This window comes from Desulfovibrio sp. (assembly GCF_018379785.1).
Classification (GTDB): Bacteria; Desulfobacterota; Desulfovibrionia; order Desulfovibrionales; family Desulfovibrionaceae; genus Desulfovibrio.
Map to the genome: position 1 here is coordinate 1 of NZ_JAGZUV010000002.1, position 21734 is coordinate 21734.

Here is a 21734-nt window from a genome sequence, read left to right on the forward strand (position 1 = left end):
CCTTGACCTCCACCCTCGTGGGGTCAAAGCTGGTGGCGTCAGCGCCGTGGATCGGAGAGGACGCCAGAAGAGGCAGGAGGAAAAGCAGCGCTGCAAAAAGGCTTAAAATGCGTTTTTTCATGGAATGGCTCCTGACTGTCCAGGTCGATTACTTGCAGCGCAGGATGTATTCTTTTTCCCGCGCCGAATAGTCCAGCTTGCATTTTTTGCCATTGAGCCAGAGGGTAAGAGCCTCAATGGTCAGGGCTTCGTCGCCCATATCCGTATTGAGCGAATAGACGGCAATCGCCTTGTCCTTGTCGCCTCCCATGGTTTTCGGCTGCCTTTCCGGCGTGAATCTCACCTTGCGGATGTTTTTCAGATTCACGGAAGACGGGCCATAAATCAGTCCCATATAGCGGATGATCTTTCCCTGGTGGAACTCAATCATCTCCGGGGAGGACGGGAACGCGATCTGAAGCCTTTCGGCCTTGATGGGAATGTTTTCGAGCATGTAACTGAGACAAGCCCCGTCAAAGCCCGGCCCTGTGACCACCATCCAATCACCGAAATCAGAACCCTCCGGCGGACTGGAAAAAACCTTGGAGACAGCCGCATGCGCGGGCATCGGCACGCTGATCAGCAGGGGAAGCAGGAGGAATGCCACGCAGAGAAGGGACAGAATGCGTTTTTTCATGGAGTCTCCTTAATTATTTTTATATGGAAGAATATTTTTATTTAAATATTTTTTTATTGTAAAAAATATTTACATAAAAATTGTTATACGCTTTCCGGCCTTGGGTGCTGGGCCTCAAGGATTTTCTGCATCTGGGGCGAGAGGAGATGCTTGAACTTCCAGGCGAGGCGGATCAGGGCGCGCTCCTGGGCGTTAGCCACTTCTCTTTGTATTTGTGCTTCAGGCAGTGAGAAATCCACTTTTCCATTTTCTTCATTAAAAGCCGTTTTCATGTAGCGATTCACTTCCTGATTGTCAGAATTCGTAATATCGTCCAGAAACAATTCAGGCTTCTTCCTACTGATTCTCTTTCTTTGATTTTTCATTGTCTAACTCCTTTTGTCGTTCTTTTGTTTTGATAATGACTTTGACGATATTGATGCCGACTTTTGTATATTCTGGATTATTGAATCTTAAATTATGAGAATTTAAATATGAAAGCTCTTCTCTGCTTACTTTAATTAGATTTGATTCATCAAAATTTCTTGTATTACAATCTGCAAATATAACACAATATCCATTTGGTAATGGGCCATTATTTCGTTCCCACAGCATTCTGTGTTTTGCGATCCAAACGTCAGGATGTTTTACTTTTACATAAACATAGCCATCATTAATAATTTCAGTTCCCAATGACCGCCGCTCTCCACGCTGGAAAAAACCATGTGGGAATATTCCTCTATTACCACAAGCATATTGTATTTCTTTTTTTGTTTTATTTACGCAAAACTCAGTATTAAAATATTCAGTTATTTTATCCCAAGATTTTATATGAATATTATTCCGCAAAAACGTGATCATTTCTTCAGTATAAAAAGATTTTGTATTGCTGCATATTTTATTTTTAGCGCACATTCCCCTGATTTGTTTGACTGTCTTATTTGTTTCAAATGTTGTATTGAACAAGTCTGTAAGCTCTTTATGGGATTTTCCATCGGCATTTTCTTTCAAAAAAGAAATCATCTTTTCTGAATATGCGGTACGTCCAAGCATATTTTTAATTCCAAGTATTTCATTGCAAAGTCTCTTTATGGAATCTTCTTTTATAGTTGTATTGAATCGACTATTGAACATATTTGTTAGATCTGTGTATCTTGTGCCGACTATGTTTTTTCGTAAAAAATCAAGCATTTCATTAGGATAAATTGTTTTTCGTATGCTGCGGATTCGGTGTCGTGCGCATATTGATGCGATCTGTTGAACTGTCTTATTTGTATTAAATCTCTTATTAAATTCTTTTGTCAGTTCTTTGTGATTGCTTTTTGCAATATTTTCACGCAAGAAATTAAGCATTTCATCGGTATAGAATGAGTTTGTATAGCTGCGTATTTTATGTTTTCCACAAACTGCGGCAATTTGTTTGACAGTTTTGTTTGTGGAAAAGTGGTTATTGAAATATGCCGTCAATTCCTTTTGAGAGAGCCCTGGGGCATTCTCTCGTATAAATTCTATCATTTCGTCTGTGTAGAATTTGCCGCTATTCATCTTTTAGCACTATATGTTACAATTTTTATGTAAATAATTTTTTATTGTAAAAAATATTTACATAAAAATTGTTAAACGTTTTCCGGCCTTGGGTGCTGGGCTTCAAGGATTTTCTGCATCTGGGGCGAGAGGAGGTGCTTGAACTTCCAGGCGACATATATGGCGAGATGTTCAAAGTTCACGCCAGCGGCTAACTTTTTGGACTGATATTCTGTGATTGCCGGATCATCAGAATTGTAAATGTCGTCTAAAAGCAATTCAGGCTTCTTCCGACTGATTCTATTTCTTTGATTCCTCATCATCGATTTCCTTTTGGCGTTCTTCTGCTTGGATCAATATTTTAACAATATTTAATCCAGCTTTTGTGTATTCAGGATCAAAAAATCTTAACTTGCGATGTGTCAAATGAAAATTCTCTGCACGGCTCACTTTGAGAAGGTTATCCTCGGCAAAATTTGTTTTGTCTCCATCCGCAAAAATGATGCAGCATTCTTTTGGTATGGGGCCGTTTTTTTGTTCCCATAAAAGATGATGTTTCATCCTCCATTTATCAGGGTGAGCCACTTTTACAAAAATTATACCTTCTGAAATTTTTTCTGCACCTATTGGTTTTAACATCCTCCCATTTTTTATCCCACGCTGATTACATGCGCTCCTTATCTTTACAACTGTTTTATGTGTTCCGAAGTTGGTATTAAATTTTTGTGTAAGCTCATTGAAGTTAATTTCATCATTCCCAGAATGATTTTTAAGAAACTCAATCATTTCATCTGTGAACTTTTCTTTTGTTAATATTGTTGAAATTCTATGCCTATTGCAAGCTTGTGAAAGTGCATTCAATGATATGTCCAGATTAAATTCACTATTGAAAATAATTCTAAGTTCATTCCGTGAATTTGATTTTCCGTTTTTTTTCAAAAAATTTGTCATTTTTTCTGTGAATACAAATCGATCACGTTTAATCCCATATCGAAAACATGCAGTCTGTATCGTGCGACGGGATTTACGAGTCCCAAAGTTTTTATTAAAAGATTTTGCCAATTCATCAAATGAAAGTTCTTTTATTTTTTCTTTCAAAAAATTTATCATTTCTTGCGTATAAAGACATTTTCTATATATTTTATGATATACACACAATGATTTAACCTGAGAAACAGTTTTATGTAGATTGAAGTGAGAGTTAAAAGCGTCTGTCAGCATCTTAAATCTCATTTCATCTACTCTGTCCCTCAAAAAATCAATCATTTCTTGTGTATATACAATTTTAGGCATTGTATTACTCCTCAAGAATCTCCGGCAATATTTTACTTCCGATCAAAAGATTATTTGATTGATATTTAGCCCGTGCAAGCAGATTGCAAACAGATATAACTTTTTTGGTGGCTTTATTGATTGCCTTTGTGCGGTCAATCTCTGCCTGTAAATTCTCTCCATCCAGCGGTTCTTTCTCCAGCCGCTCCAATTGCTTTTTTAGATGCGACTTGGCTTTCTTCTGGTGACCCTTCCATTTTGCGGTCGTCTGCATTGAATAACTCCATGTGAAGAAAAAGATTGACCGTAGGCTCTGACGCAGCCACATGTTTTCAAATTGCTTTGGGAGCATGTGGCTGCGCAAACTTATTGCCGTGTATCCGAGTCTGGGCCGAAGTCCCCGCCAAGTATGGCTGGAAGTATTTGGTCGCCTCGGATGGTGTTATCCGCAGCAATTCTTGCCCGCAGCATCAGGTCGCCACCTTTGATGATTTGCTCGGAAACATTGGTCACAGCCGCCGAGCGCTTGATTTCTTCATAAAGGGCGTCTCCTTTCAGGCTTTCGTCACCAAGGCGCTCTAACTGGGCAAAGAGGTGATCATTAAGATTGATGATCTTGTTCCTGGCCATGTGTTTGTCTCCTTGCGATTAGGCGGCTGGGAGCGTGTCGGATTGTTCCAGGTTGCGCAGCAGCCTTTCCAGGCATCTACGTTGAGACTGGAACCAATCTTCAATGTCAGGATGGCGGCTCAAGAGCATGGGGGACTCATCCCTGATCTTCTGATGCAGCAGCATGCTTTCATGGATCAGCTGCGTGAGCTCCGCCTTGAGGCAGAGCCTTTGGGAACGGGTCAGCTCTGCTTTCATGGCTTTGCCGATCAGGTTTTTATCGCCGAGGCGCTCAAGTTGATCAAAAAGCTCCTCATTGAATTTCAGGTAGTCAATCTGAGACATGGGCATTCTCTCCTTTGTTTTTCTTGATGTTTGTAATGCAGTTTTTCAGAATTTTAATATAACTCTTTTTATCGTCTTCGCATTCTACTTTGATACCAATTCCAACTACTCTTCGTAAAGATGAAGAAATATTGAGTATGAGTATTCCTCTCCTTAAATTACGCTCGCCGTCTTCGATAAATTTATTACCCATCTCCTCCTGTTCATCTGAATACTCCTCTATTTCCCCTATGATGGCTTTAAGGTCTATTTCTTCCGATATTACATTCGTAGTTTCCATGATTCACCTCCTATGTTAGAGTCACGCAAGGCTCAGTTGTTATTTGCGTGTCCGGCAAGTCGAGGAGCCGAACCAGATTAACCGGGAACTTTTCTTACTCATGGGCTCAGTCCTTTTTGTCCTGACTTTTGGCTGCTTCCGTGCGCGCGCTTTCAATCCGCGCCCGTAGCGATGAAGCGACACTACCCTTGCGCTCTCCCTTGTTATGACCGGCTTCACGGGTGGCGTTCCAGAGATTGCTGGCCGTGCCCCTGACCATGCCGCCCACGCCTTCCGCGCCCTGGGCCTTGGCAGCTAGGGCGGCCCGGCCCACATTGGCCACGCCGGAGCCCATAGCCATGCCCGCGCCCATCATGCCTGCACCCATAGCCATGACCGTAGAGGTCAGCGCCTGGCCGGAGCTGACGTGTGAGCCCTGGATGATCCCGGCCACCGTGTCGGGGAGTTGTTTGACTAGGGCATAGAGAACGATGGCGACGCCGATGATGATGCACACCGTGTAAAAGTCGGCTTTTGGCGTAATGGCCTCTTTCATGAAGCTGTATCCGATGCCTATGACGAGCTGCATGACGAAGAGCTTGAAGGCGACGGCCAGAATGTACCGAAGGACGTTCATTGCATAATCCCGCATGAATGACGACGCACCGAAGCCTACGAGGATACACGCGGCCAGCATGGCGACATACGCTTCACATTTAATAAAAATAACTTGTGCCGTTATCTGACAGAAACAGATAATTACAATAAACAGCGCAGCAAGCATGCCTAAGAGGATAGCAGCTTGCGACATGATACTTATATCTTCAATTACTTCATAAATTTGAATGCAAAGATCTAATCCCAACTTAAAGGCATTATCAGAAGCATTTTGGATATTGCCCATTTCTCCAGATATTGCGAGTAATCCTCTAATAACTTGGCGTGACCATTCATGATAATTATTGATGACAGCCAGGAAAAATCCGCATGTCATAACGGTGATGCAAAAATTTTTGAAGGTTTCTCTGATGTCTGCACCACCAAGGGACATCTTGATGCCAAGCCATGCAATTTCTAAAACAGCACACCAATAAAAAAGATTTTTTGCATATTTCTTTGCAACTTCAGTCCATTTTTCTGTCTTATCCGCAAATGACTTGACAATTTTGTTTATGATGTCAGAATCAACAGCAAAAGCTATATCAGAGAATAGTATAGAAACTGCCAGGAGGATAAACATAATGAAAAGTATTTTCTTAGCGTTAATTTTGCTCATAATGTCACCTTGTTATTCTATTTCTGCTTCATTTGATGATATAAAAGGTTATTGGTTGAGTGAAGAAATAAATTTACTTAGAAAACACGATGTAATAATGATTAGTAATAATACATTTAGACATGGTAAAAAAAATCCTGAAAAAATTTTTGTAAAAGAAAAAAATAATATATTTATTATAAAATTTAAAAATTATGAAGAAATTAAAGAAATGTTCGATACATGGTACTATAAAATTATATCTGTGAATAAAGATAAAATTATACTTGAAGGGCCAACCGCAGGTGGAAAACGCAAGCAATGGATATACAACCGTATTACAGAAGAAGAGGCGCAGAAATATTTGCGTTAACATTCTAGAACGCTGGATCATCCACAGGTTTGAGGTTTAAGCCGTCCTTGTTCAGCAGGGCGCGCGACATCTCTTCCGAATACTGCTCCTCTTTTTCCCGCTTCACCTGGCCCGCCAAGTCCGATTGAACCTTAGTCGCTATGAGTTCCCGGAGTTGGCGGGCTTCCTGTATCTGGAGCGCCGCAAGCTGATTCCCGGCCATGAGGGCCTTTTGCTGGCCGTCTGGGGAGGAAAGCAGCTCATTCATGTAGGCTTCCAGTTCGCCGGATTCTTCCAGGTCTTTGAGTTGGCTTCCTGAGAGCTGGAAAGTCGCCCTGGTGGACTCGTCCACCCGGCGGCTCCAACTGTCCCAATTGGTCCGGTAGGTAGCGCCGCCCTGGGAAAGCATGTTCTTGGGCAGACCGGCCAGTTGTTTGAACTCGTCCTGAGTCTGGTAAAGGGCGTCATAGACATTGCCGAGCCCGGCCACATCGTTACGCAGGGTATTCAGAGCGCCCGTGATCTGGCCGACCTTGGAGAGTTCGGAAGAAATCTTCCGAATAATGTTCGCGGGCAGCATAACGGTATTCTGCACCATATTGGTGTACTGCTCGATGTTCTGTTGCACCATCTGGAGTTGGGCGGCGGTCTGCTCAATAGCCTCGTCGTATTCCTTGAGCAGCGTTTTAAGTTGTTCAAGGCTGGTGGCCTTCTCAATGGCCTGCGTCACCCTCGTGCTGCAATTGGTGCAGTATACCGTTCCGGCATGGGCGTTCAGAGGAGCGGAAAGAGTCAGAAGACAAATCATCGACAAAGAAATTCTCATGGCTTTTCTCCCTGGAGTTGCCAACGGTTCAGGCCACCGCCTACAGAATATCCGCCTGCTCAACGCAGGAAAGAAGCTGGTTCCAGTATCGTTTCAGCCGGGCCTTCACCGCGATGGAAGTGGAGCTGCCGTTGATCCCCGCCTCGAAGCTCTGGCGCTTGGCAAGAAGGTCTTCCAGGTCCTTGCCGATCAGCGCCCTGTTGCCTTCCGGCAGCCGGATCAGCGCGTGGAACTGCTGCGAGTGGTCCTTGTAAATTTTGAAATCCTCAAAGGTCATGCCGTCGATGGCAATTTCTCCAAAGAAGGGATTAAGCCAGACCACCAGCGGAGAATCGGGGAAGCCCCGCACCAGCTGGACAAGTCCCTGAATCGTATCGCCCAGGGCCTGGCCGCCTGTGATGATGGAATGGAAAAAGACCGTGTGCCCGGCATCGGCCAGGAGCGACAGCACATCATTTTCTTGCAGATATGCGCCCAGGGCGATGAAGGAGGAAGCGCCGTTGTCAACGATGACGTGCGAACCTTCCGGGGCGGTTACAAGCGCCTCAAGCAGGGCATCGAACTTGCGGGCGTCAATGTTGCCGTCCCTCATGATGGCGAGCGTGGTGACATTGAACTCTTTGAAAGCCGCCAGCGTGGCATTGACCGGGTCCGTGTCGTAGGCGATCACGCCTTTGCCGAAATGCCGCAACGACTGATACAGAAAGGACGCGACCATGGATTTTCCCACGCCGCCCTTGCCCTGCAAAATGAAATGGATCGTTGCCATTTATTGATTCTCCTTATCTAATCCAATGGGATCATAGTCGGTATCCAGCTTACCAAATTCATTTGTTTTAACGCTGGCAACACGGGGTCCGCTCCTGGCTGGGGGGCTCGCTTGCTCAGACGTGGCCGGGGGGTTCGCTTGCCCTGGAACCGCTGGAAGGGCCGCAGTTGCCGATTTGCCAGAATCGGGCACCGCATTTTCGTCTTTTTTGCCCTCTTTTTTTAAATATCGACCGGATACATAGCGCGAGAAAGTGGTATAGCTCATTGTTATCTTCTTTCCGGAAACAAGTTTTCTGTATATTGCCGCAAACCTGTATCCGTCGGACAACATTGCCTCTATCTCCTTTTTCAAGGATAGAAATTCCACATAACCCATGCCGTATTGCATAACCACGTCTCAATGCCGCTTTTCTAAGCCGCAGCTTCTTTCATGGGCCTGAAAGACCAGTCCTTGAGGAAATCCAGAATGCCCATCGCCGTATCCGCCTCACCCGCATGCGGGGCTTTGCCCTGACGGTGGAGCAAGGACCACAGGCCCCAGGCCGGGCCGCGTTTCCGCTGGCCATCGGCAAAGCGCGACAGGAAAGCCTCAAAGGCTGGCCGTGCAGCTTCCAGGGCCGGATCAGCACGGTGCTGATCCTCCAGGCGTTTCATGCAGCGTTGAACCTGTTCCGTTTTCTCCGGCGTCGTGGCCTGCTCACCCACCGGCGACGCCTGGGCCTCGGGCACCTCATCCAGCCAGCGCAGACCACGGAGCCAGTTCACGAGCTGCGGCACAAAACGGCCATGCTCCTTACTCCAGCTCACGGAAGCCCGGAAGCGATCCAGAGCTCCCAGCAAAACATCCAGGACCGGAACCTCTCCATGCCGCCAGAGCCGATGCCACGCGGAGCGGGCCAGTTCTTTCGCCTCCTTGCGCGGATAGGCAGCCCAAAGGCGCTCGAAAATGGAATTGGCCGAAAGGAAATCCCACCCACCCCGTTTCCGGCTGGGTCCGTACCCGTGGCCCCCATCATGCCGCTCAGCCGTTGGGGGGTAGGGGGGAAGTTTTTCTAGATTTTTCCTAGAATTATTTCTGTAGCCAAAGTTTGCCTGGGGGTAGTCAAAGTTTGTCTCCCTCCTGACCGGGGCGGCGGAGGCAGTGGACGCCGCCCCGGTACGGGGCCGCAGCAGCACATAGGTGGAAGACCGATAGGCCGCGCGGCGGATGGCCAACAGCCGGGCGCGCACCAGTTCGCCCAGCCAGTTTTTGATGCTTGAAACGCAGTAGCCCAACTCCTGGGCCAGAAACCTATGGGAAGGCCAGCAGTGATCTTTATCAGAGGCGTGATTGCAAAGAAGCGCGTAAAGCATCTTTGCGCCGGGAGAGATGTTTTCCCGCAGCACGAATGATGGCAGAATAGGGCCGGTGATCCGACCTCGTGGGATAAAGGTTTCCATGTCTGATACTCCCAGACAGACCGAAGAAAAGAGCGTAAAACAGAACTGCGGAGCTTGACGCCGCTAAGCCTTTTGGCTAGAGTTAATCCACAAAATTTGCGGATACTCCCCGCAGATGAGCCTCTGTGTTGGTAGCACAGGGGCTTTTGCCTTTTCTGGGCCTATGCTTTTCTCAAATACGCTCCCGCGCTTGAGTTGATCCGGGCGGCTGGCTCGTCAGGCCGTGGGCTCCAATCCCACGACGACGCTGGCCGCAAATGCGCCAGCGTTTCGCCTTTTGTGTCATAACTAGATGTAACTTCGGAGGTTCCGCATGCCTGCCCCAAAACTGCGCGGTATTGAGGCCAAGAAAAAATTTGTGGCGACGCATACTGTCCGATGCGTATGGCATTCGAGGCTTGCTCCTGGTGAGCGCCTCCGTTGCTGCTGCGGGAATCCTTTAGAAGGAGAATATTTTGAATTTCTGTATGTAGGCGAGAGTGGCGAGGGCACGCTGTGTACGGGGCCGAGTTGCGGCGGCGAACTGACGTATGAGAGCAACCGGATCGGCAGGCCCATTGCTGATCCGGGATATTTTGATCCTTACGGGCTGGGTGCGCAGGTTCGGCAGCCTCGTCCAGGCGAAGGCGGCGAACAGGGAGTAATACGAGCAGCCCCAGGGAATCGCGAAATGATAACAGCCATTTCACTGCTGCTTTTTTTCTGGAAAAAAAAGGATGGGCCGCTGCTGGATGTTCGTAGTGCCTTGAGGCAAAATCCACAGCGTGAACCGCAAGAGTGGGAAATACGTATGCTGAACAAGGCGGTAGGTACGACATGCTCATACCGCCCTGGCGTTGAGACTCTTCGCCAATTACTTGCGGCGGAGTGCAGACGGAAAGGTGTGCCCGGCAGAAACTTTCGTTTTCCCTTCCTTGAACAGCGTTTAAGAGAGCTTGGTGCACAATCCCATCTGTGAAGGCGGGAAACGTATTTTTATCCTTCAAAGAGTACATGGCCATCCTCAATTCGATAGCTAGGGAAAATTACTGTTCTATTATATTGTTGATGAAATCGCCAAAAATCACATACAAAAGATTTTGAAACGGGATAAATCCGCCAATAAACGTAGTTTTCATCACACAATGCTTTTTCAAGAGCGTTAAGGTCTTTCTCTGTGGAGTGTGTAATTTGGCGCAGCAGATTAGGGATGGTGTCCGCGACGCACCAGACCTGCCCTCCATCGCAAAGGGCATAAAACCCCTGCTCAGCCTTTTTGACTGCTTCGCGCAACCCTTTTGCGCGTATCAGGGTTCTATTGTCCTCACGAATCCAGTATTGGGTAGCGACTCCCATTGCTGTTCCCCCTGTTCACGACTGATCTTTACAGTTCAGACGGCAGCGCCTCTTCCATGAAAGCGCCCAGAGCATCCGCCAGGTCAGGATCAAGCGGCACGGCGAAGCCTTCCTGCGCCTGGGCAAAGGCATCCGTGGCCATAGCGTTCATTACTTCCTTGTTCATTGCTACCTCCAGCTAAAGAGAGTTTGTTATACTAACGCAGCTCGCTGCTTCGCATTTACATAGATAGTCCCGACGAAGGCCCATGATGACACTGGTAACGAGTGCGTCGTTGTATGACGCGGGGATTGACATCGCCGATGCGAGAATATTCCAGCGTATCGCCAATCCGAATGTCCTTGTCCCGGAGCAACTTGCGATCCATGCTGATGCTCCACCCGTCTTCGAGACAGACGCTGAACAGATCTTTTCGGCACGCGAACGGGATGATGTTTGTCACTCTGGAAGTGGCAGCAATGTCGAAATCAGAATCACATGTGGCTTCGACGTTCATCATTTCCTTATTCATTGTTCCCTCCCATCCGTCCGACGGGGCGAATAAAGTTTCATTCCGTACAAAGAAGCGATCTTATCCGCAGAAATAATAAAGTGCCGTTCCCCTTCTCCTGTGCGGACCCATTGCGGGCTCACGTTGAACTGTTCCAGGAGTGCCAGCAGAATTTCAGACCTGACCTCCCCACGGCGGCGGCTGTCGGAAATAAGCGCCTGGGGGATTCCAAGCCATCGGCTCAAATCCGCTTGCCCGCCACAACCCGTAGCTTCCAGAATGCGGGCATAGGTTTCAGAAAAGGCTTCCATCTAAAAATTCTCCTCTCCGGGCTTCTGCTGGTCTGCCAGAGTATGCATAACTACTCTTTGCTTGCTGAAATTCAAAAAAATCCAATAATTTCAATAAGTCGCATTTGACTAGCAATGATTTGATAATAAAAAAAGAGCGCCACACCTGATAGGCGTAACACTCTTTTTTTATTAACTTCTTTTTAGTGTATGGTTACATTTGAAACGTGTAGCGTTTCAAAGGGAATCCGCTTTAGGTCCGCCCTGGAAGGAATCTGAGTACTCAGATTCCTTCCAGGTGGTTGACAACGTCGGCAGCCCCGAAAATCAGGAGCAGGTCGCGGCTTTGCCGCGCCGTTAAGCGACTGATTTTCGTGCCTTTCCACCCGGCGGCTAAGCCGCCGTTGGTGGCGCAAACCACGCAAAGCGGGGTTTGTCATCAGTCAGGAAGGAATCTGAGTACTCAGATTCCTTCCTGTTTTTTCAGCCCTCCTCATCCTCGTCGCCGATGCGCGTTTCGACCTGCCTTCTGTATTCTCCGGCGGATTGCGCCAGGCGCCGCAACAGCGCCCGCAACGTCTGTTTTTCCTTTTCGGAAAACATGCTGGTGGCGGCGGCATCCCACTCCTCAACGACTTTCATGATATGCGGGTATGCCTCATAGGCCCGCTGCGTCGGATGCACGGTGGTCGTGCGCTTGTCTTGCGGATTGCTTTCCCGGCGGATGAAGCCTGCCCGCTCCAGTTGCGCCAGCACCCGCGTCACGTTGCTCTTGTTGATGCCGATGCGCTCGGGCAGCTTGTCCTGGGTGATGCCCGGCTCTCTGCACAGCACCGCAATGAAGAGATACTGGCTGGTGTTGATGCCGTACGGCGCAAGGGCCTTGGCGAGATACATGTAGTAATAGCGGTTGGCCAGGGTGATCCATTTGCAGGTCAGTTCCAAAGTACGCTCCCGGATGCTGTTGCGGGAATTGCCGGACCGTCCCCGCTGTCTTTTAAAGCAGTTAACGCTTGAAATGCTCGTTTACGGCGGGCAAATCCTTGCCGGGCCGGGCGACAGCTCCAAACCTCTGCTTGACACGAGAGAGAAAACACATAATCGTTGCCTCCGCAACGATTTTTATGAACAGGAGGGATGAGATGCCTGATCGCCGCATCCGCCGCAAGCAAACGGCGGGCGTATCCAACGTGGAGGCCGGGGGGGCATTGCGGGAGATTTGCAATCGCAACTTTAATGTAGTGACGCTGATCAACCTTCTGATCATGACGGCCTACTATCTGATCTTCGTCACCAGCACCGCCTATGCCAGAGAGGCTTATCTGGCAAGTCTGAGCACGGCGGGTTTCACAGCGGGCATTATGGTCATCGGCTGCCTGGCCGGGCGTTTCGTCACCGGCAATCTGCTGTCATTTTTCGGCTGCCGGGCAGTTCTCTTCGCCGGGATCGTGTTGTACGCTGCCAGCATCGCGGGCTTTTTCCTGGTGGATTCTTTGCCCTGGCTGTTCGCGCAACGCCTCTGGGCGGGCGTCGGCGTCGGCGTTATCGGCACGGCCACGGGAACCATTGTGGCCTATGCGATCCCGCAGCGGCACCACGGGCTCGGCGTGAGCCTGTTCAGCATGAGCACGGCTCTGGCTCTGGCCCTGGGGCCGTTTCTCGGCATCAGCCTGAGCAACCGCATAAGTTATGCGGCGCTGATGCAGGTCAATGTGGGCATCGCCCTGGCCTGCCTGCTCATTTTTTTCGGACTGGCGGCCCTGCCCTCCATGCCTCACCGGCATCGCTCGCTCTTCAGCCTCAACAGCTACATTGACCCGCGCGTGGTGCGTTTTTCCCTGGTGGCTCTGGTGGTCTGCCTGAGCTACGGCTGCGTGCAGGCCTTCATGACCTCCTTTGCCGCCGAGCGCTCTCTTTCAGGTCCGGCGAGCCTCTTCTTTCTGCTGTATGCCGCGGCGGCCCTGGCTACCCGCCCCCTGACGGGCCGCCTGTTCGATACTCACGGCGAAAACGTCATTTTTTATCCCATCCTGCTGTTGACGGCGCTTTCCCTGATCCTGCTGGCCCGCGCGCACAGCAGCTGGATGCTGCTGCTTTCCGGCCTGGTGCTCGGCATGGGCTTCGGCAACTTCCAGTCCGTGGGGCAGGCCGTGTCGCTTTCACTGGTGTCGCGTTCGCGTTTCGCCCAGGCCACCACGACCTTTTTCATCTTTTTCGATCTGGGCATCGGCCTGGGGCCCTATATTTTCGGTTTTCTCGTCCCCTCCCTGGGCTATGGCGGCATGTATCAGTCCCTGGCCTTTACCGTGCTTGCCGGTCTGGGCCTTTACTACGTTTTGCACGGAAGGATTGCGGGCGGCGGGGCCTGAACGTCATCCCTAAAGGCACTCCCCGGAGTCTTGTTTAAAGCAAAGCAACGTTGAAATGTTACTTTACTCCGGCGGCTGCGGAAGCGGAAGCCCGCTTCCGACGCTGGCCGTTGGCGGGCAAAGCGGGGGGGCAGGCGACGCGGGAGCCGTACGGATAATAAGGACAGCAGCGCTATGGATGACGACAGCAACGACAGGCTGAGGGCCGCGTCAACTTTGAAAATGCCAATTCTCAACGTTAGTCTGCTCCAAGAACGTGGATACACGGAAAAAAGCAAAGCCCTTCCGAATGCTCGGAAGGGCTTTGCCTTGGCGCTGCAAAAGGAGAAACGAGTTTACTGATCCACCCGCACGTCCAGGGTGTTGCCGTCCTTGGCAAGCACAAAGCGGGTATTTTGCGGTTTTGCCTTGAGGTCGATGACCACGCGGGTCTTGTCCGCCATTTTGCCGATGCGCACATTGCTTACCAGGGGATTTTTGGGCACGCCCGGAGCCTTGATCTGCCACTGGCCGTCCAGATCCACCACCACGCGGTCGGGGTTGGTCAGATTCATGCTTTTGTAGCGGAGAGGCGCGTTGCCCTCCAGGCGCACCGTGGCCCCTTTGTCCCGCGCGAAGACCACAAAACGGCTGATGCTGCGCTCACGCGGCGCGGCGGCTTTTTCCGCCCCGGGCTTTTCGGTCTTTGCCTTTTCGGCTTTGGGCTTGTCCGTCTGGGCCCGGCGTTCTTCCTTTTTCGTTTCGGTGCGGGCCGGGGCGCTGCTTTCCGTTTTAGCGCTTTGGGCCGTGCGCTCCATGGCCGGAGGCGTGCTCATATTCTCACGTGCGGCGGCCTGCGATCCGGGGGCCGCAGGAGCGGCCGGGGGCGTCTGAGCCCGCTCGCTGACCTGCTCCGCGACGGGCGCGGCCTCGGCGGCGTCGTCCCCGGGCAGGGGCGGCAGTTTTGGTTCTTCGCGGGCCGCTTCCTGAGGTGCGGCGGGCGCGGTAAAACCGTTCCGGGCGGCATCCGTCGACAGGGGAGGCAGACCGGCGCCGCTGTCCGGCGCGGCCGGTTCTCCGGCTTCCGCCGTGGGGGCCGGAACAGGTTCGGATTTGCGGCTCAGGCGTTCATTGAGCATGATCAGCGCCATGCCCAAGATGCAGACCGCCAGAAGAAGACTGAGAATGACTTTGTTCATGCCGTATGGCTCCTGCCGAAAGGCGAGTTGCTCGCTCGGGCTCAGCGCGGCCGCCGGGGGCGGTTTTTGCCGGGCCGAAGCTGTTTTTCCTTGCTGATATGGGCCAGCATTCTGGGGTAGACGGCCTCGCGGGCGTCCAGGCGCATGGCCGTGCGGACATGTTCAGCGGCTTCGTCGTATGCGCCCATGGCGCAGAGGATGCGGGCCAGGTTGAAATGGGCGTGGTCGTCCTCCGGAGAGAGTTCCAGAACCCGTTTGCCGAAACGCAGGGCCAGATCCGGCATGGCGTTTTTGCGCAGCTTCGCGCCGAAATCGCGGAACATATGCTTGTGGGCGGGTGAGATATTCTCCGTGGCGGACGCCAGTTGTTCCAGGGCGGTAATGGCGGCCTGCCGTTCGCGCGGGCGCTTCAGGCGCAGCAGGGCCTTGCGGAAACTCTCCCGCAGGCTGATTTCCACCTGCTTGGTCCGGCGCGCCGTGTCCAAATACCGCAGCAGTTCGTCATCCAGTTCCGGCGCTTCCACAGCCGGAGCGGGCGCGGCGGCGCGCGCGTCCGGAAGGTCCGCCAGGGCGCGGACGTCCAGCATGGTCATGGGCATGGCCAGGATGGAGGGCTCGGACCTGAACTGCGCGGCAAAAAGGGCGGCGCTGACGCGCCGCGCCTCCGCCCTGGGCTGGAAGGCATTGTCCAGTTGTTGCACCGCGTAGCCTTGCTCCGCCAGGTCCCAGGCGAAGAAAAGCGTCTTGCGGGTGCCGCCCGCCTTGGCCGAAGGCTGGGAATATACGCCAAGATATTTGGGAGGACGCATGAGCGAAATGTACATCATTTGCGCCGAATGGCAAGATTCCCCCCGCGCCCTTTACGCAGCCGGGCCTTTGGGCTAGCATGGGGAATGCACGAAATGGCCATTGCACAAAGCCTTCTGGCTATGGCGGAGGAAGAAATCGGACGCCGGAATTGCAGCCGTCTTGAACTGGTGCGCGTGGAATACGGCGCGCTTTCGGGTGTGGTGCCCGAATCGCTGCAGTTCGGTTTTGAAACCATGATCAAGGGCACGCCCCATGAAGGGGCCAAACTGGAGTTGGTCTGTTTGCCTTTACGATTGCGCTGTCCGTTTTGCGGCGAAGTGTTCGGAGGAGAAGGGCAGGACGCTCTCTGGCAGCCCTGCCCCGGCTGCGGTGAGCAGTTCGGGCACGTGGTGGAGCAGGGCAAGGAATTGATTTTGAGTCGGCTGGAAGCCCGCTAGTGTCGCGTCAGGCGACGCTGTCGCAAACCCGTAAGGGGCTCGCGTCGCCGCGAGCGGCCGCGATAAAAATGTATATCTTACGCGGATGCCGGCAGAATTTGGAGATAAGGAGAAAAATATGCAGATTCCCGTGGTGCGCAACGTCCTGGAAGCCAATGAAAAAATGGCCGCCCATGTGCGGCGGCAGTTGAGCGGGCGCAAGATTCTGACCCTCAACCTGATCAGCTCTCCGGGCGCGGGCAAAACCTCCCTGTTGGAGCGCACCTTGCGCGATCTGGCCGGTGAATTCCGCATGGCGGTCATTGAGGGCGACCTGCAGACCGATAACGACGCCCGCCGGGTGGCCGCGACCGGAGCGCAGGCCGTGCAGATCAACACCGACGGCGGCTGCCACCTGGACAGCAATATGATTCTCACGGCACTGGACAATCTGGAACTGGACGGCCTGGATATTCTCTTCATTGAAAATGTGGGCAATCTGGTCTGCCCGGTGGAATTCGACTGCGGAGAGGATGCCAAAGTGGCTCTGCTCAGCGTGACCGAGGGTGACGACAAGCCGGAGAAATATCCCCTGCTGTTCAACTTGGCCAAGGCTCTGGTGTTGAACAAGGTGGACCTGCTGCCCCATGTGGATTTCGATATGGACCGCGCCCGCGCCTTTGCCACCAAACTGAACAAGGATCTCCGCGTGCTTGAGGTTTCCTGCCGCAGCGGTGAGGGGCTTGACGCATGGTATGACTGGCTGCGCAGGATGCGCGAGGAAAAAAAGGCGTCGTAGCGAGACGAAGCCGCACCAATTTTCTAAAAACCGTTGGCGCTCTGGAAAATTTGTTCTCCGGCAAGGAAGACAAATTTTCCAGAGCGCCAACGGTTTTTAGAGCGCCTCACATTGAACATGTGTACATGCTTTAGAAACAGGTTCTAGAACAAATTAACTTTGAGAATTGACATTCTCAAAGTTTTTAAGCCGTTCACTCCGGCGCTTAATCGCGCAACTAAATTGCGCTTACACCAGCAATTTCAAAGTGAAATTGTTCTAGCGGCCGCCTTCGCCGCCCTGGTAGGCCGCGACATCCACGACCAGGGTCTTGGAACTCTGGCGCAGGGTCAGCGTGAAGAGCTGTACGTCGCGCTGCGGCGCGTCGGCGTCGGCCAGGGCGGGCAGCATGGCGGCCGGAGCCAGCATCAGGGTGGCCTCACCCCGGCCGGATTGCAGAAAATACTCCAGGGCCCGTTGCAGGATGTCCTTCTGCTTGGCCGTATCCATGTCCGTCATTTCCGTAAAATTCATGTCCAGGCCGGGCAGCTCAGCCTGCCAGGGAGCATAGCCCTGCGCGTAGAGCGTCCGCAGCAAGGCGGCCAGATTGGCGTCTGTCAGGTGCTGCCGCAGTTCCAGATGTCCCAGGCGGTCGCGCCCGGAGAGAGAGCCGCTTCCGTTCGAGGACTGGCTCGGCGCGAGGCGCGCGGCCCAGACCATGCCCGCGAAGCCCAGGCTGGTCAGCACCGCGTCATTGTCGTCCCGGGGCGGGTCGGGCTCCAGCAGGGAGCAGACGTCATTCATGGTCATGCCGGGGCGGAACTGGTCCAGGGTGCAGACCGGCCTGCTGAGTTCGCCGGGCAGCAGGCTTTGCGCATTGCCGTTGATATGCCGTGAGATATTGTTCTTCTGCTCCAGAATCAGACAGGCCGTATGGTCGCCGCAGAAGGTCAGGCGGCGCGCCTGGGCCAGGGGCACGGCCTTGAAAAACCAGAAGGCCAGGCCCGTATCCACGCGCAAGTCCGCCGTGACGCCGGGATTTTCAATATCGTCCCGCGCGCCGGGGGCCATGTCCAGACGCACAAAATATGTGGTGCGGCCCTGGCGGAAGCGGATATTAAGCAGATCCAGGCTGCTTTGATTGCTGACGGTCAGGCAGGAAGGGGTTTCGGCGGCCGACGAGCCGCGCGCCGGAAAGACGCAGAAAAGGGCGAGCAACAAAAGGGCGGCAACGCGGCAACGCGTATTTTTCATGACTGAACTCCGGTTGGAGATGGTTACGCCCGTACTGTAGCAGAGTGCGGGGGCCGCCTGTCAAGGCGGCGTGCGCGCGGCCCCGCGTACAAGACGCGGCGGGTCAGGACAATCGCATGATTAGAGCGGAAAAGAAAAATACTCTTGTGCCGGCCCCGCTCACTTGCCGACGGTGCCGGCTGCGTTCGCGGGGATAAGGAAAGATGATTCACTTATGGAGGCAAGTGAATCTCCGGCGATGGAGGCATTCACGCGTCTGCCCTGCACGGCGGGTTTTCCTCCCTTTACGCTGGCGGGCCGGGCTGCTATGGTGCTGACATTGTCCGCGCCGGATGGAGCGCGGCGGTCGCGACCAATAAGAATACAAGGAGAACCTATGGCCCCCGCTTCCCGTTCGTCCGCATCCGGGCAAAACAGCCCCAAAGCCGGTCCGCGCCTGCGCCCCTCGTCGCTGGTGGCGGCGTGTTTTCTGGTGCTGGCGGCCGTTGTCCTGGCCTATGTGGGCGGAGTCATGAGCGGGCGCGCATATGCGGTCAGGCACACGGCCACGGCTGCGGCGACCCGGCCCGGCGCGGCGACGCAGCCCGGTGCGCGGGGGGACGCCGCTGAAAAGCCCGTGGACCTCATCAGCCAGGGCGCGGAGGCGGTACAGGACGGCGCGGACGCGGGCCAGCGGATATTGGCTCCGGAAGATCTGCGTTTCGCGCGGGCTCTGCGCAATGATTCCGCCAATGCCCCCGAGCCGGAACCGGCCCGGCCCGTTCCGGCAATGCCGCAGGCGACCGCCGCCGCAGCGCCCGGTCAGGGCGCGCAAAACGCGCAGCCCGGCCAAAGCGCGCCGGGCGGCGTTTCCACTTCGCCCTTCGCCCCGGCCGTGCCGGAAGGCCAGGCCCCGCCGCCCGCTCCGGCGGCCACCATGTTCGACTATGTCTTTCAGGTGGCGGCCTTCAAGGATGAGGACAGCGTGGACAGCCTGCGCCAGCGGCTGGAGGGCAGGGGGCTGCGTACCCGTATGCAGCGCGACGGCAAGCTCTTCCTGGTCCTGGTGCTGCTGCGCGGCGACGCCGCCCGCGCGGCCGAAGTGCCGCAAATCATGCAGGAGCTGCATCTGGGGCAACCCATTGTGCGCAGCCGCAAGCCCGCCATGCCCTGAAGCTGGAGCAATTTTATTTTGAAATTGCTCTAACGCCGCACACGGTGCGGCGCACCGCGAAGACCGACCCGACGGGCGGCCCGTAGGGCCGTGCCTGTAGCCCAAAGGGCGTACAGGCATCGAGAGCAACGCGGCGTGGATCCCGGTAAGCGACCGAAGGCAGCCCGAAGGGCTGCCCCCGTTGGCGACAACGGAGCCATACGGGGATCGACAGCAGCGATAACCACGTTTTTGCCGGAATGATACCTTTGAAACGTATAGCGTTTCAAAGATAATCTGCTCGAGGGACCTGAAATAAAATTATCCTTCATAACCAATAGATATTTTTCAATAAACCAAATGGGGATCAATTTTTATTAAAAATAGTAATAATTACTATTTACAAAAATCGGCAGCCGTGCCATGCTTTTTTCAACGCAATGCAAGCAGGTACGGAGTCGTTTTCTCGCACCCGATCCCTTCGGATAAACCAAGGAGAAAAGCATCATGGCAGACAATATGAAAAATAAAAACTCGCTCACCACCAATGCCGGCGCGCCGGTGCCCGACAATAACCATGCCCTGACCGCCGGCCCGCGCGGCCCCATGCTCATGCAGGACGTCTGGTTTCAGGAGAAACTGGCCCATTTCGACCGCGAAGTGATTCCGGAACGGCGCATGCACGCCCGTGGCTCCGGCGCGTACGGCACCTTTACGGTAACCCATGACCTCACCAAGTACACCAGGGCTTCGCTGTTTGCTGAAATCGGCAAGAAAACCGATGTGTTCGCCCGATTCTCCACAGTGGCGGGCGAGCGCGGCGCCGCTGACGCGGAGCGCGACATCCGCGGTTTTGCCCTCAAATTTTATACTGATCAGGGCAACTGGGACATGGTGGGCAATAACACGCCGGTCTTCTTTTTGCGCGACCCGCTCAAATTTCCGGACCTGAACCACGTGGTCAAGCGCAACCCGCGCACCAACATGCACAGCGCCAAGGATAACTGGGACTTCTGGACCCTGCTGCCCGAAGCCCTGCACCAGGTCACCGTGGTCATGAGCGACCGGGGCATTCCGGCTTCCTACCGCCACATGCACGGTTTCGGCAGCCATACCTACAGCCTGATCAACGCCAAAAACGAACGCTTCTGGGTCAAATTTCACTTCAGAACCCAGCAGGGCATCAAAAATCTCACGGATGCCGAGGCCCAGGACCTCATCGGGCGCGACCGCGACAGCCACCAGCGCGATCTGTACGAACACATTGAAAAAGGCGACTACCCCCGCTGGACCCTGTACTTCCAGATCATGCCCGAGGAAGACGCCGAAAAGCTGCCCTACCATCCCTTTGATTTGACCAAGGTTTGGTATCATAAGGATTATCCGCTCATGGAAGTGGGCGTGCTGGAGCTGAACCGCAATCCGGAAAACTATTTCGCGGAAGTGGAACAGGCTGCCTTCAACCCCTCCAATCTGGTGCCCGGTATCGGCGTTTCTCCGGACAAGATGCTTCAGGGCCGCCTGTTCTCCTACGGCGACGCGCAGCGTTACCGTCTGGGCGTCAATCACCATCTGATTCCGGTGAACAAGCCGCGCTGCCCCTACCACAGCTTCCACCGCGACGGCCAGATGCGCGTGGACGGCAACTACGGCAGCTACACCAGTTACGAGCCCAACAGCGAGGGTGCCTGGCAGGAGCAGCCCGAGTTCGCCGAGCCGCCGTTGAAGATCAGCGGCGATGCTGCCCGCTGGAATTATCCCTGCGACGACGCCGACTACTTTGAACAGCCCGGCAAGCTCTTCCGGCTGATGAGCCCGGAACAGAAAGAAGCCCTGTTCGGCAATACGGCCCGCGCCCTGGGCGACGCACCCAAGGAAATCAAGCTGCGCCACATCCGCAACTGCGCCAAAGCCGATCCGGCTTACGGCGCCGGTGTGGCCAAGGCCTGCGGTATTTCTGAAAGCGAAATCTGAACCTTTTCAGCGTAAGCTCTCCTTAACGCAATTCGCTTGTTTCAAACGTGAATTGCTCTCGCGGCGGCACGCCCGCGCCGCCGATGCTGATCCCCGAAACCCCTCCGGATTTTTCCGGAGGGGTTTTTCGTGTCGCGCAGACTAGAGCAGTTTGCGCTTGAAATTATCGCTTAACGGCGAGGTAAATTCGCCTTGCGATAATTTCGCGGTGCGGCTTTTCACGGAAAATCCGCACCGCGCGTTGAGATATTTTCAATATCAAAACGCTCTGTGCATGCCGCTGGATTTGACCTCTGTATCTCTTTAATTGTATTATTTACATAATTATTATTCTATATATAAAGATGGTTTCACGCAGCGCGCTGCGAACGGAGTGAGCCATGCACAGTAAAGAAATGT

28 protein-coding genes and 1 other RNA gene are annotated in these 21734 nt (G+C 53.2%); 7 read left to right on the top strand and 22 right to left on the bottom strand.

The genetic code is table 11. The features are described from left to right. Positions 1–148: 148 nt before the first annotated feature. The 9 genes from KH208_RS00435 to trbL form a co-directional block, all read right to left on the bottom strand. A complete protein-coding gene (locus KH208_RS00435; protein WP_291432893.1) occupies positions 149–676 on the bottom strand; it encodes a hypothetical protein in 528 nt (175 codons plus the stop codon). An 83-nt stretch (positions 677–759) separates the two neighbouring features. After that, positions 760–1041, bottom strand: a complete 282-nt coding sequence (locus KH208_RS00440; protein ID WP_291432894.1) for a hypothetical protein — start codon at positions 1039–1041, stop codon at positions 760–762. Continuing rightward, entirely contained in the window at positions 1013–2200 is a 1188-nt protein-coding gene (locus KH208_RS00445; RefSeq protein ID WP_291432895.1) for an HNH endonuclease signature motif containing protein, read from the bottom strand. Before KH208_RS00445 ends, KH208_RS00440 begins: the two co-directional genes overlap by 29 nt. Positions 2201–2479: 279 nt before the next feature. Next, entirely contained in the window at positions 2480–3472 is a 993-nt protein-coding gene (locus KH208_RS00450; protein ID WP_291432896.1) for an HNH endonuclease signature motif containing protein, read from the bottom strand. Between the two features lie 4 nt (positions 3473–3476). Then, complete coding sequence (locus tag KH208_RS00455) at positions 3477–3725, bottom strand: hypothetical protein (protein ID WP_291432897.1); 249 nt, start codon at positions 3723–3725, stop codon at positions 3477–3479. Positions 3726–3817: 92 nt separating this feature from the next. Next, the gene (locus KH208_RS00460) at positions 3818–4081 is read right to left on the bottom strand and encodes a hypothetical protein (protein WP_291432898.1); all 264 of its coding nucleotides are present in this window, start codon (positions 4079–4081) and stop codon (positions 3818–3820) included. 18 nt (positions 4082–4099) lie between these two features. Beyond that, positions 4100–4405 carry a hypothetical protein gene (locus tag KH208_RS00465; RefSeq protein WP_291432899.1) on the bottom strand — a complete coding sequence of 102 codons (306 nt, stop codon included), beginning with the start codon at positions 4403–4405 and terminating at the stop codon, positions 4100–4102. Beyond that, positions 4392–4685, bottom strand: coding sequence for a hypothetical protein (locus tag KH208_RS00470; protein WP_291432900.1), 294 nt, complete (start codon positions 4683–4685; stop codon positions 4392–4394). The genes KH208_RS00465 and KH208_RS00470 overlap by 14 nt, the downstream gene beginning before the upstream one ends. Positions 4686–4791: 106 nt before the next feature. Next, complete coding sequence (trbL, locus tag KH208_RS00475) at positions 4792–5940, bottom strand: P-type conjugative transfer protein TrbL (protein ID WP_291432901.1); 1149 nt, start codon at positions 5938–5940, stop codon at positions 4792–4794. On the opposite strand from trbL, the gene KH208_RS00480 reads away from it, so the two are divergent. Further along, complete coding sequence (locus tag KH208_RS00480) at positions 5906–6292, top strand: hypothetical protein (protein ID WP_291432902.1); 387 nt, start codon at positions 5906–5908, stop codon at positions 6290–6292. The two genes, trbL and KH208_RS00480, sit on opposite strands and share 35 nt — an antisense overlap. A gap of 4 nt (positions 6293–6296) precedes the next feature. Here KH208_RS00480 and trbJ read toward each other — a convergent pair whose 3' ends face one another. The 5 genes from trbJ to KH208_RS00505 all read right to left on the bottom strand — a co-directional run bounded on the left by trbJ (position 6297) and on the right by KH208_RS00505 (position 9584). Then, on the bottom strand, positions 6297–7097 hold the full coding sequence (gene trbJ / locus KH208_RS00485) for a P-type conjugative transfer protein TrbJ (protein ID WP_291432903.1): 801 nt from the start codon (positions 7095–7097) through the stop codon (positions 6297–6299). 40 nt (positions 7098–7137) lie between these two features. Further along, complete coding sequence (locus tag KH208_RS00490) at positions 7138–7866, bottom strand: conjugal transfer protein TraL (protein WP_291432904.1); 729 nt, start codon at positions 7864–7866, stop codon at positions 7138–7140. Continuing rightward, entirely contained in the window at positions 7867–8256 is a 390-nt protein-coding gene (locus KH208_RS00495) for a TraK family protein (protein ID WP_291432906.1), read from the bottom strand. It lies immediately after the preceding gene. Positions 8257–8279: 23 nt separating this feature from the next. Further along, complete coding sequence (locus KH208_RS00500; protein ID WP_291432908.1) at positions 8280–9308, bottom strand: helix-turn-helix domain-containing protein; 1029 nt, start codon at positions 9306–9308, stop codon at positions 8280–8282. A 202-nt stretch (positions 9309–9510) separates the two neighbouring features. Then, an RNA gene (locus tag KH208_RS00505) (hammerhead ribozyme type II) lies at positions 9511–9584 on the bottom strand. Between the two features lie 37 nt (positions 9585–9621). On the opposite strand from KH208_RS00505, the gene KH208_RS00510 reads away from it, so the two are divergent. Beyond that, entirely contained in the window at positions 9622–10266 is a 645-nt protein-coding gene (locus KH208_RS00510) for a hypothetical protein (protein WP_291432910.1), read from the top strand. A gap of 17 nt (positions 10267–10283) precedes the next feature. On the opposite strand, the gene KH208_RS00515 is transcribed toward KH208_RS00510, so the two are convergent. The 5 genes from KH208_RS00515 to KH208_RS00535 form a co-directional block, all read right to left on the bottom strand. Further along, entirely contained in the window at positions 10284–10643 is a 360-nt protein-coding gene (locus KH208_RS00515) for a hypothetical protein (RefSeq protein ID WP_291432912.1), read from the bottom strand. 28 nt (positions 10644–10671) lie between these two features. Next, positions 10672–10809, bottom strand: a complete 138-nt coding sequence (locus KH208_RS00520; RefSeq protein ID WP_291432914.1) for a hypothetical protein — start codon at positions 10807–10809, stop codon at positions 10672–10674. A 55-nt stretch (positions 10810–10864) separates the two neighbouring features. Further along, the gene (locus KH208_RS00525; RefSeq protein ID WP_291432917.1) at positions 10865–11155 is read right to left on the bottom strand and encodes a hypothetical protein; all 291 of its coding nucleotides are present in this window, start codon (positions 11153–11155) and stop codon (positions 10865–10867) included. Further along, a complete protein-coding gene (locus KH208_RS00530) occupies positions 11152–11445 on the bottom strand; it encodes a helix-turn-helix domain-containing protein (RefSeq protein WP_291432919.1) in 294 nt (97 codons plus the stop codon). The genes KH208_RS00525 and KH208_RS00530 overlap by 4 nt, the downstream gene beginning before the upstream one ends. 462 nt (positions 11446–11907) lie before the next feature. Next, entirely contained in the window at positions 11908–12369 is a 462-nt protein-coding gene (locus KH208_RS00535) for a MarR family winged helix-turn-helix transcriptional regulator (protein ID WP_291432921.1), read from the bottom strand. A 197-nt stretch (positions 12370–12566) separates the two neighbouring features. On the opposite strand from KH208_RS00535, the gene KH208_RS00540 reads away from it, so the two are divergent. After that, positions 12567–13793: an MFS transporter gene (locus tag KH208_RS00540; RefSeq protein WP_291432923.1), complete on the top strand. Its 1227-nt coding sequence runs from the start codon at positions 12567–12569 to the stop codon at positions 13791–13793. A 335-nt stretch (positions 13794–14128) separates the two neighbouring features. Here the strand turns inward: KH208_RS00540 and KH208_RS00545 are convergent, their stop codons facing one another. Together KH208_RS00545 and KH208_RS00550 are read right to left on the bottom strand one after the other, a co-directional pair. Continuing rightward, complete coding sequence (locus KH208_RS00545; RefSeq protein WP_291432926.1) at positions 14129–14971, bottom strand: AMIN domain-containing protein; 843 nt, start codon at positions 14969–14971, stop codon at positions 14129–14131. Positions 14972–15012: 41 nt separating this feature from the next. After that, entirely contained in the window at positions 15013–15780 is a 768-nt protein-coding gene (locus tag KH208_RS00550) for a tetratricopeptide repeat protein (protein WP_291432928.1), read from the bottom strand. 84 nt (positions 15781–15864) lie between these two features. Between KH208_RS00550 and KH208_RS00555 the strand changes: the two genes are divergently transcribed. Then, on the top strand, positions 15865–16218 hold the full coding sequence (locus tag KH208_RS00555) for a hydrogenase maturation nickel metallochaperone HypA (protein ID WP_291432930.1): 354 nt from the start codon (positions 15865–15867) through the stop codon (positions 16216–16218). A gap of 118 nt (positions 16219–16336) precedes the next feature. After that, the gene (gene hypB / locus KH208_RS00560) at positions 16337–16996 is read left to right on the top strand and encodes a hydrogenase nickel incorporation protein HypB (protein WP_291432932.1); all 660 of its coding nucleotides are present in this window, start codon (positions 16337–16339) and stop codon (positions 16994–16996) included. 258 nt (positions 16997–17254) lie between these two features. Here the strand turns inward: hypB and KH208_RS00565 are convergent, their stop codons facing one another. Further along, complete coding sequence (locus KH208_RS00565; protein WP_291432934.1) at positions 17255–18229, bottom strand: peptidoglycan glycosyltransferase; 975 nt, start codon at positions 18227–18229, stop codon at positions 17255–17257. A gap of 376 nt (positions 18230–18605) precedes the next feature. Between KH208_RS00565 and KH208_RS00570 the strand changes: the two genes are divergently transcribed. Together KH208_RS00570 and KH208_RS00575 are read left to right on the top strand one after the other, a co-directional pair. Then, the gene (locus KH208_RS00570) at positions 18606–19382 is read left to right on the top strand and encodes an SPOR domain-containing protein (RefSeq protein ID WP_291432936.1); all 777 of its coding nucleotides are present in this window, start codon (positions 18606–18608) and stop codon (positions 19380–19382) included. 486 nt (positions 19383–19868) lie between these two features. After that, a complete protein-coding gene (locus tag KH208_RS00575) occupies positions 19869–21335 on the top strand; it encodes a catalase (protein ID WP_291432938.1) in 1467 nt (488 codons plus the stop codon). The last annotated feature ends 399 nt before the right edge of the window (positions 21336–21734 follow it).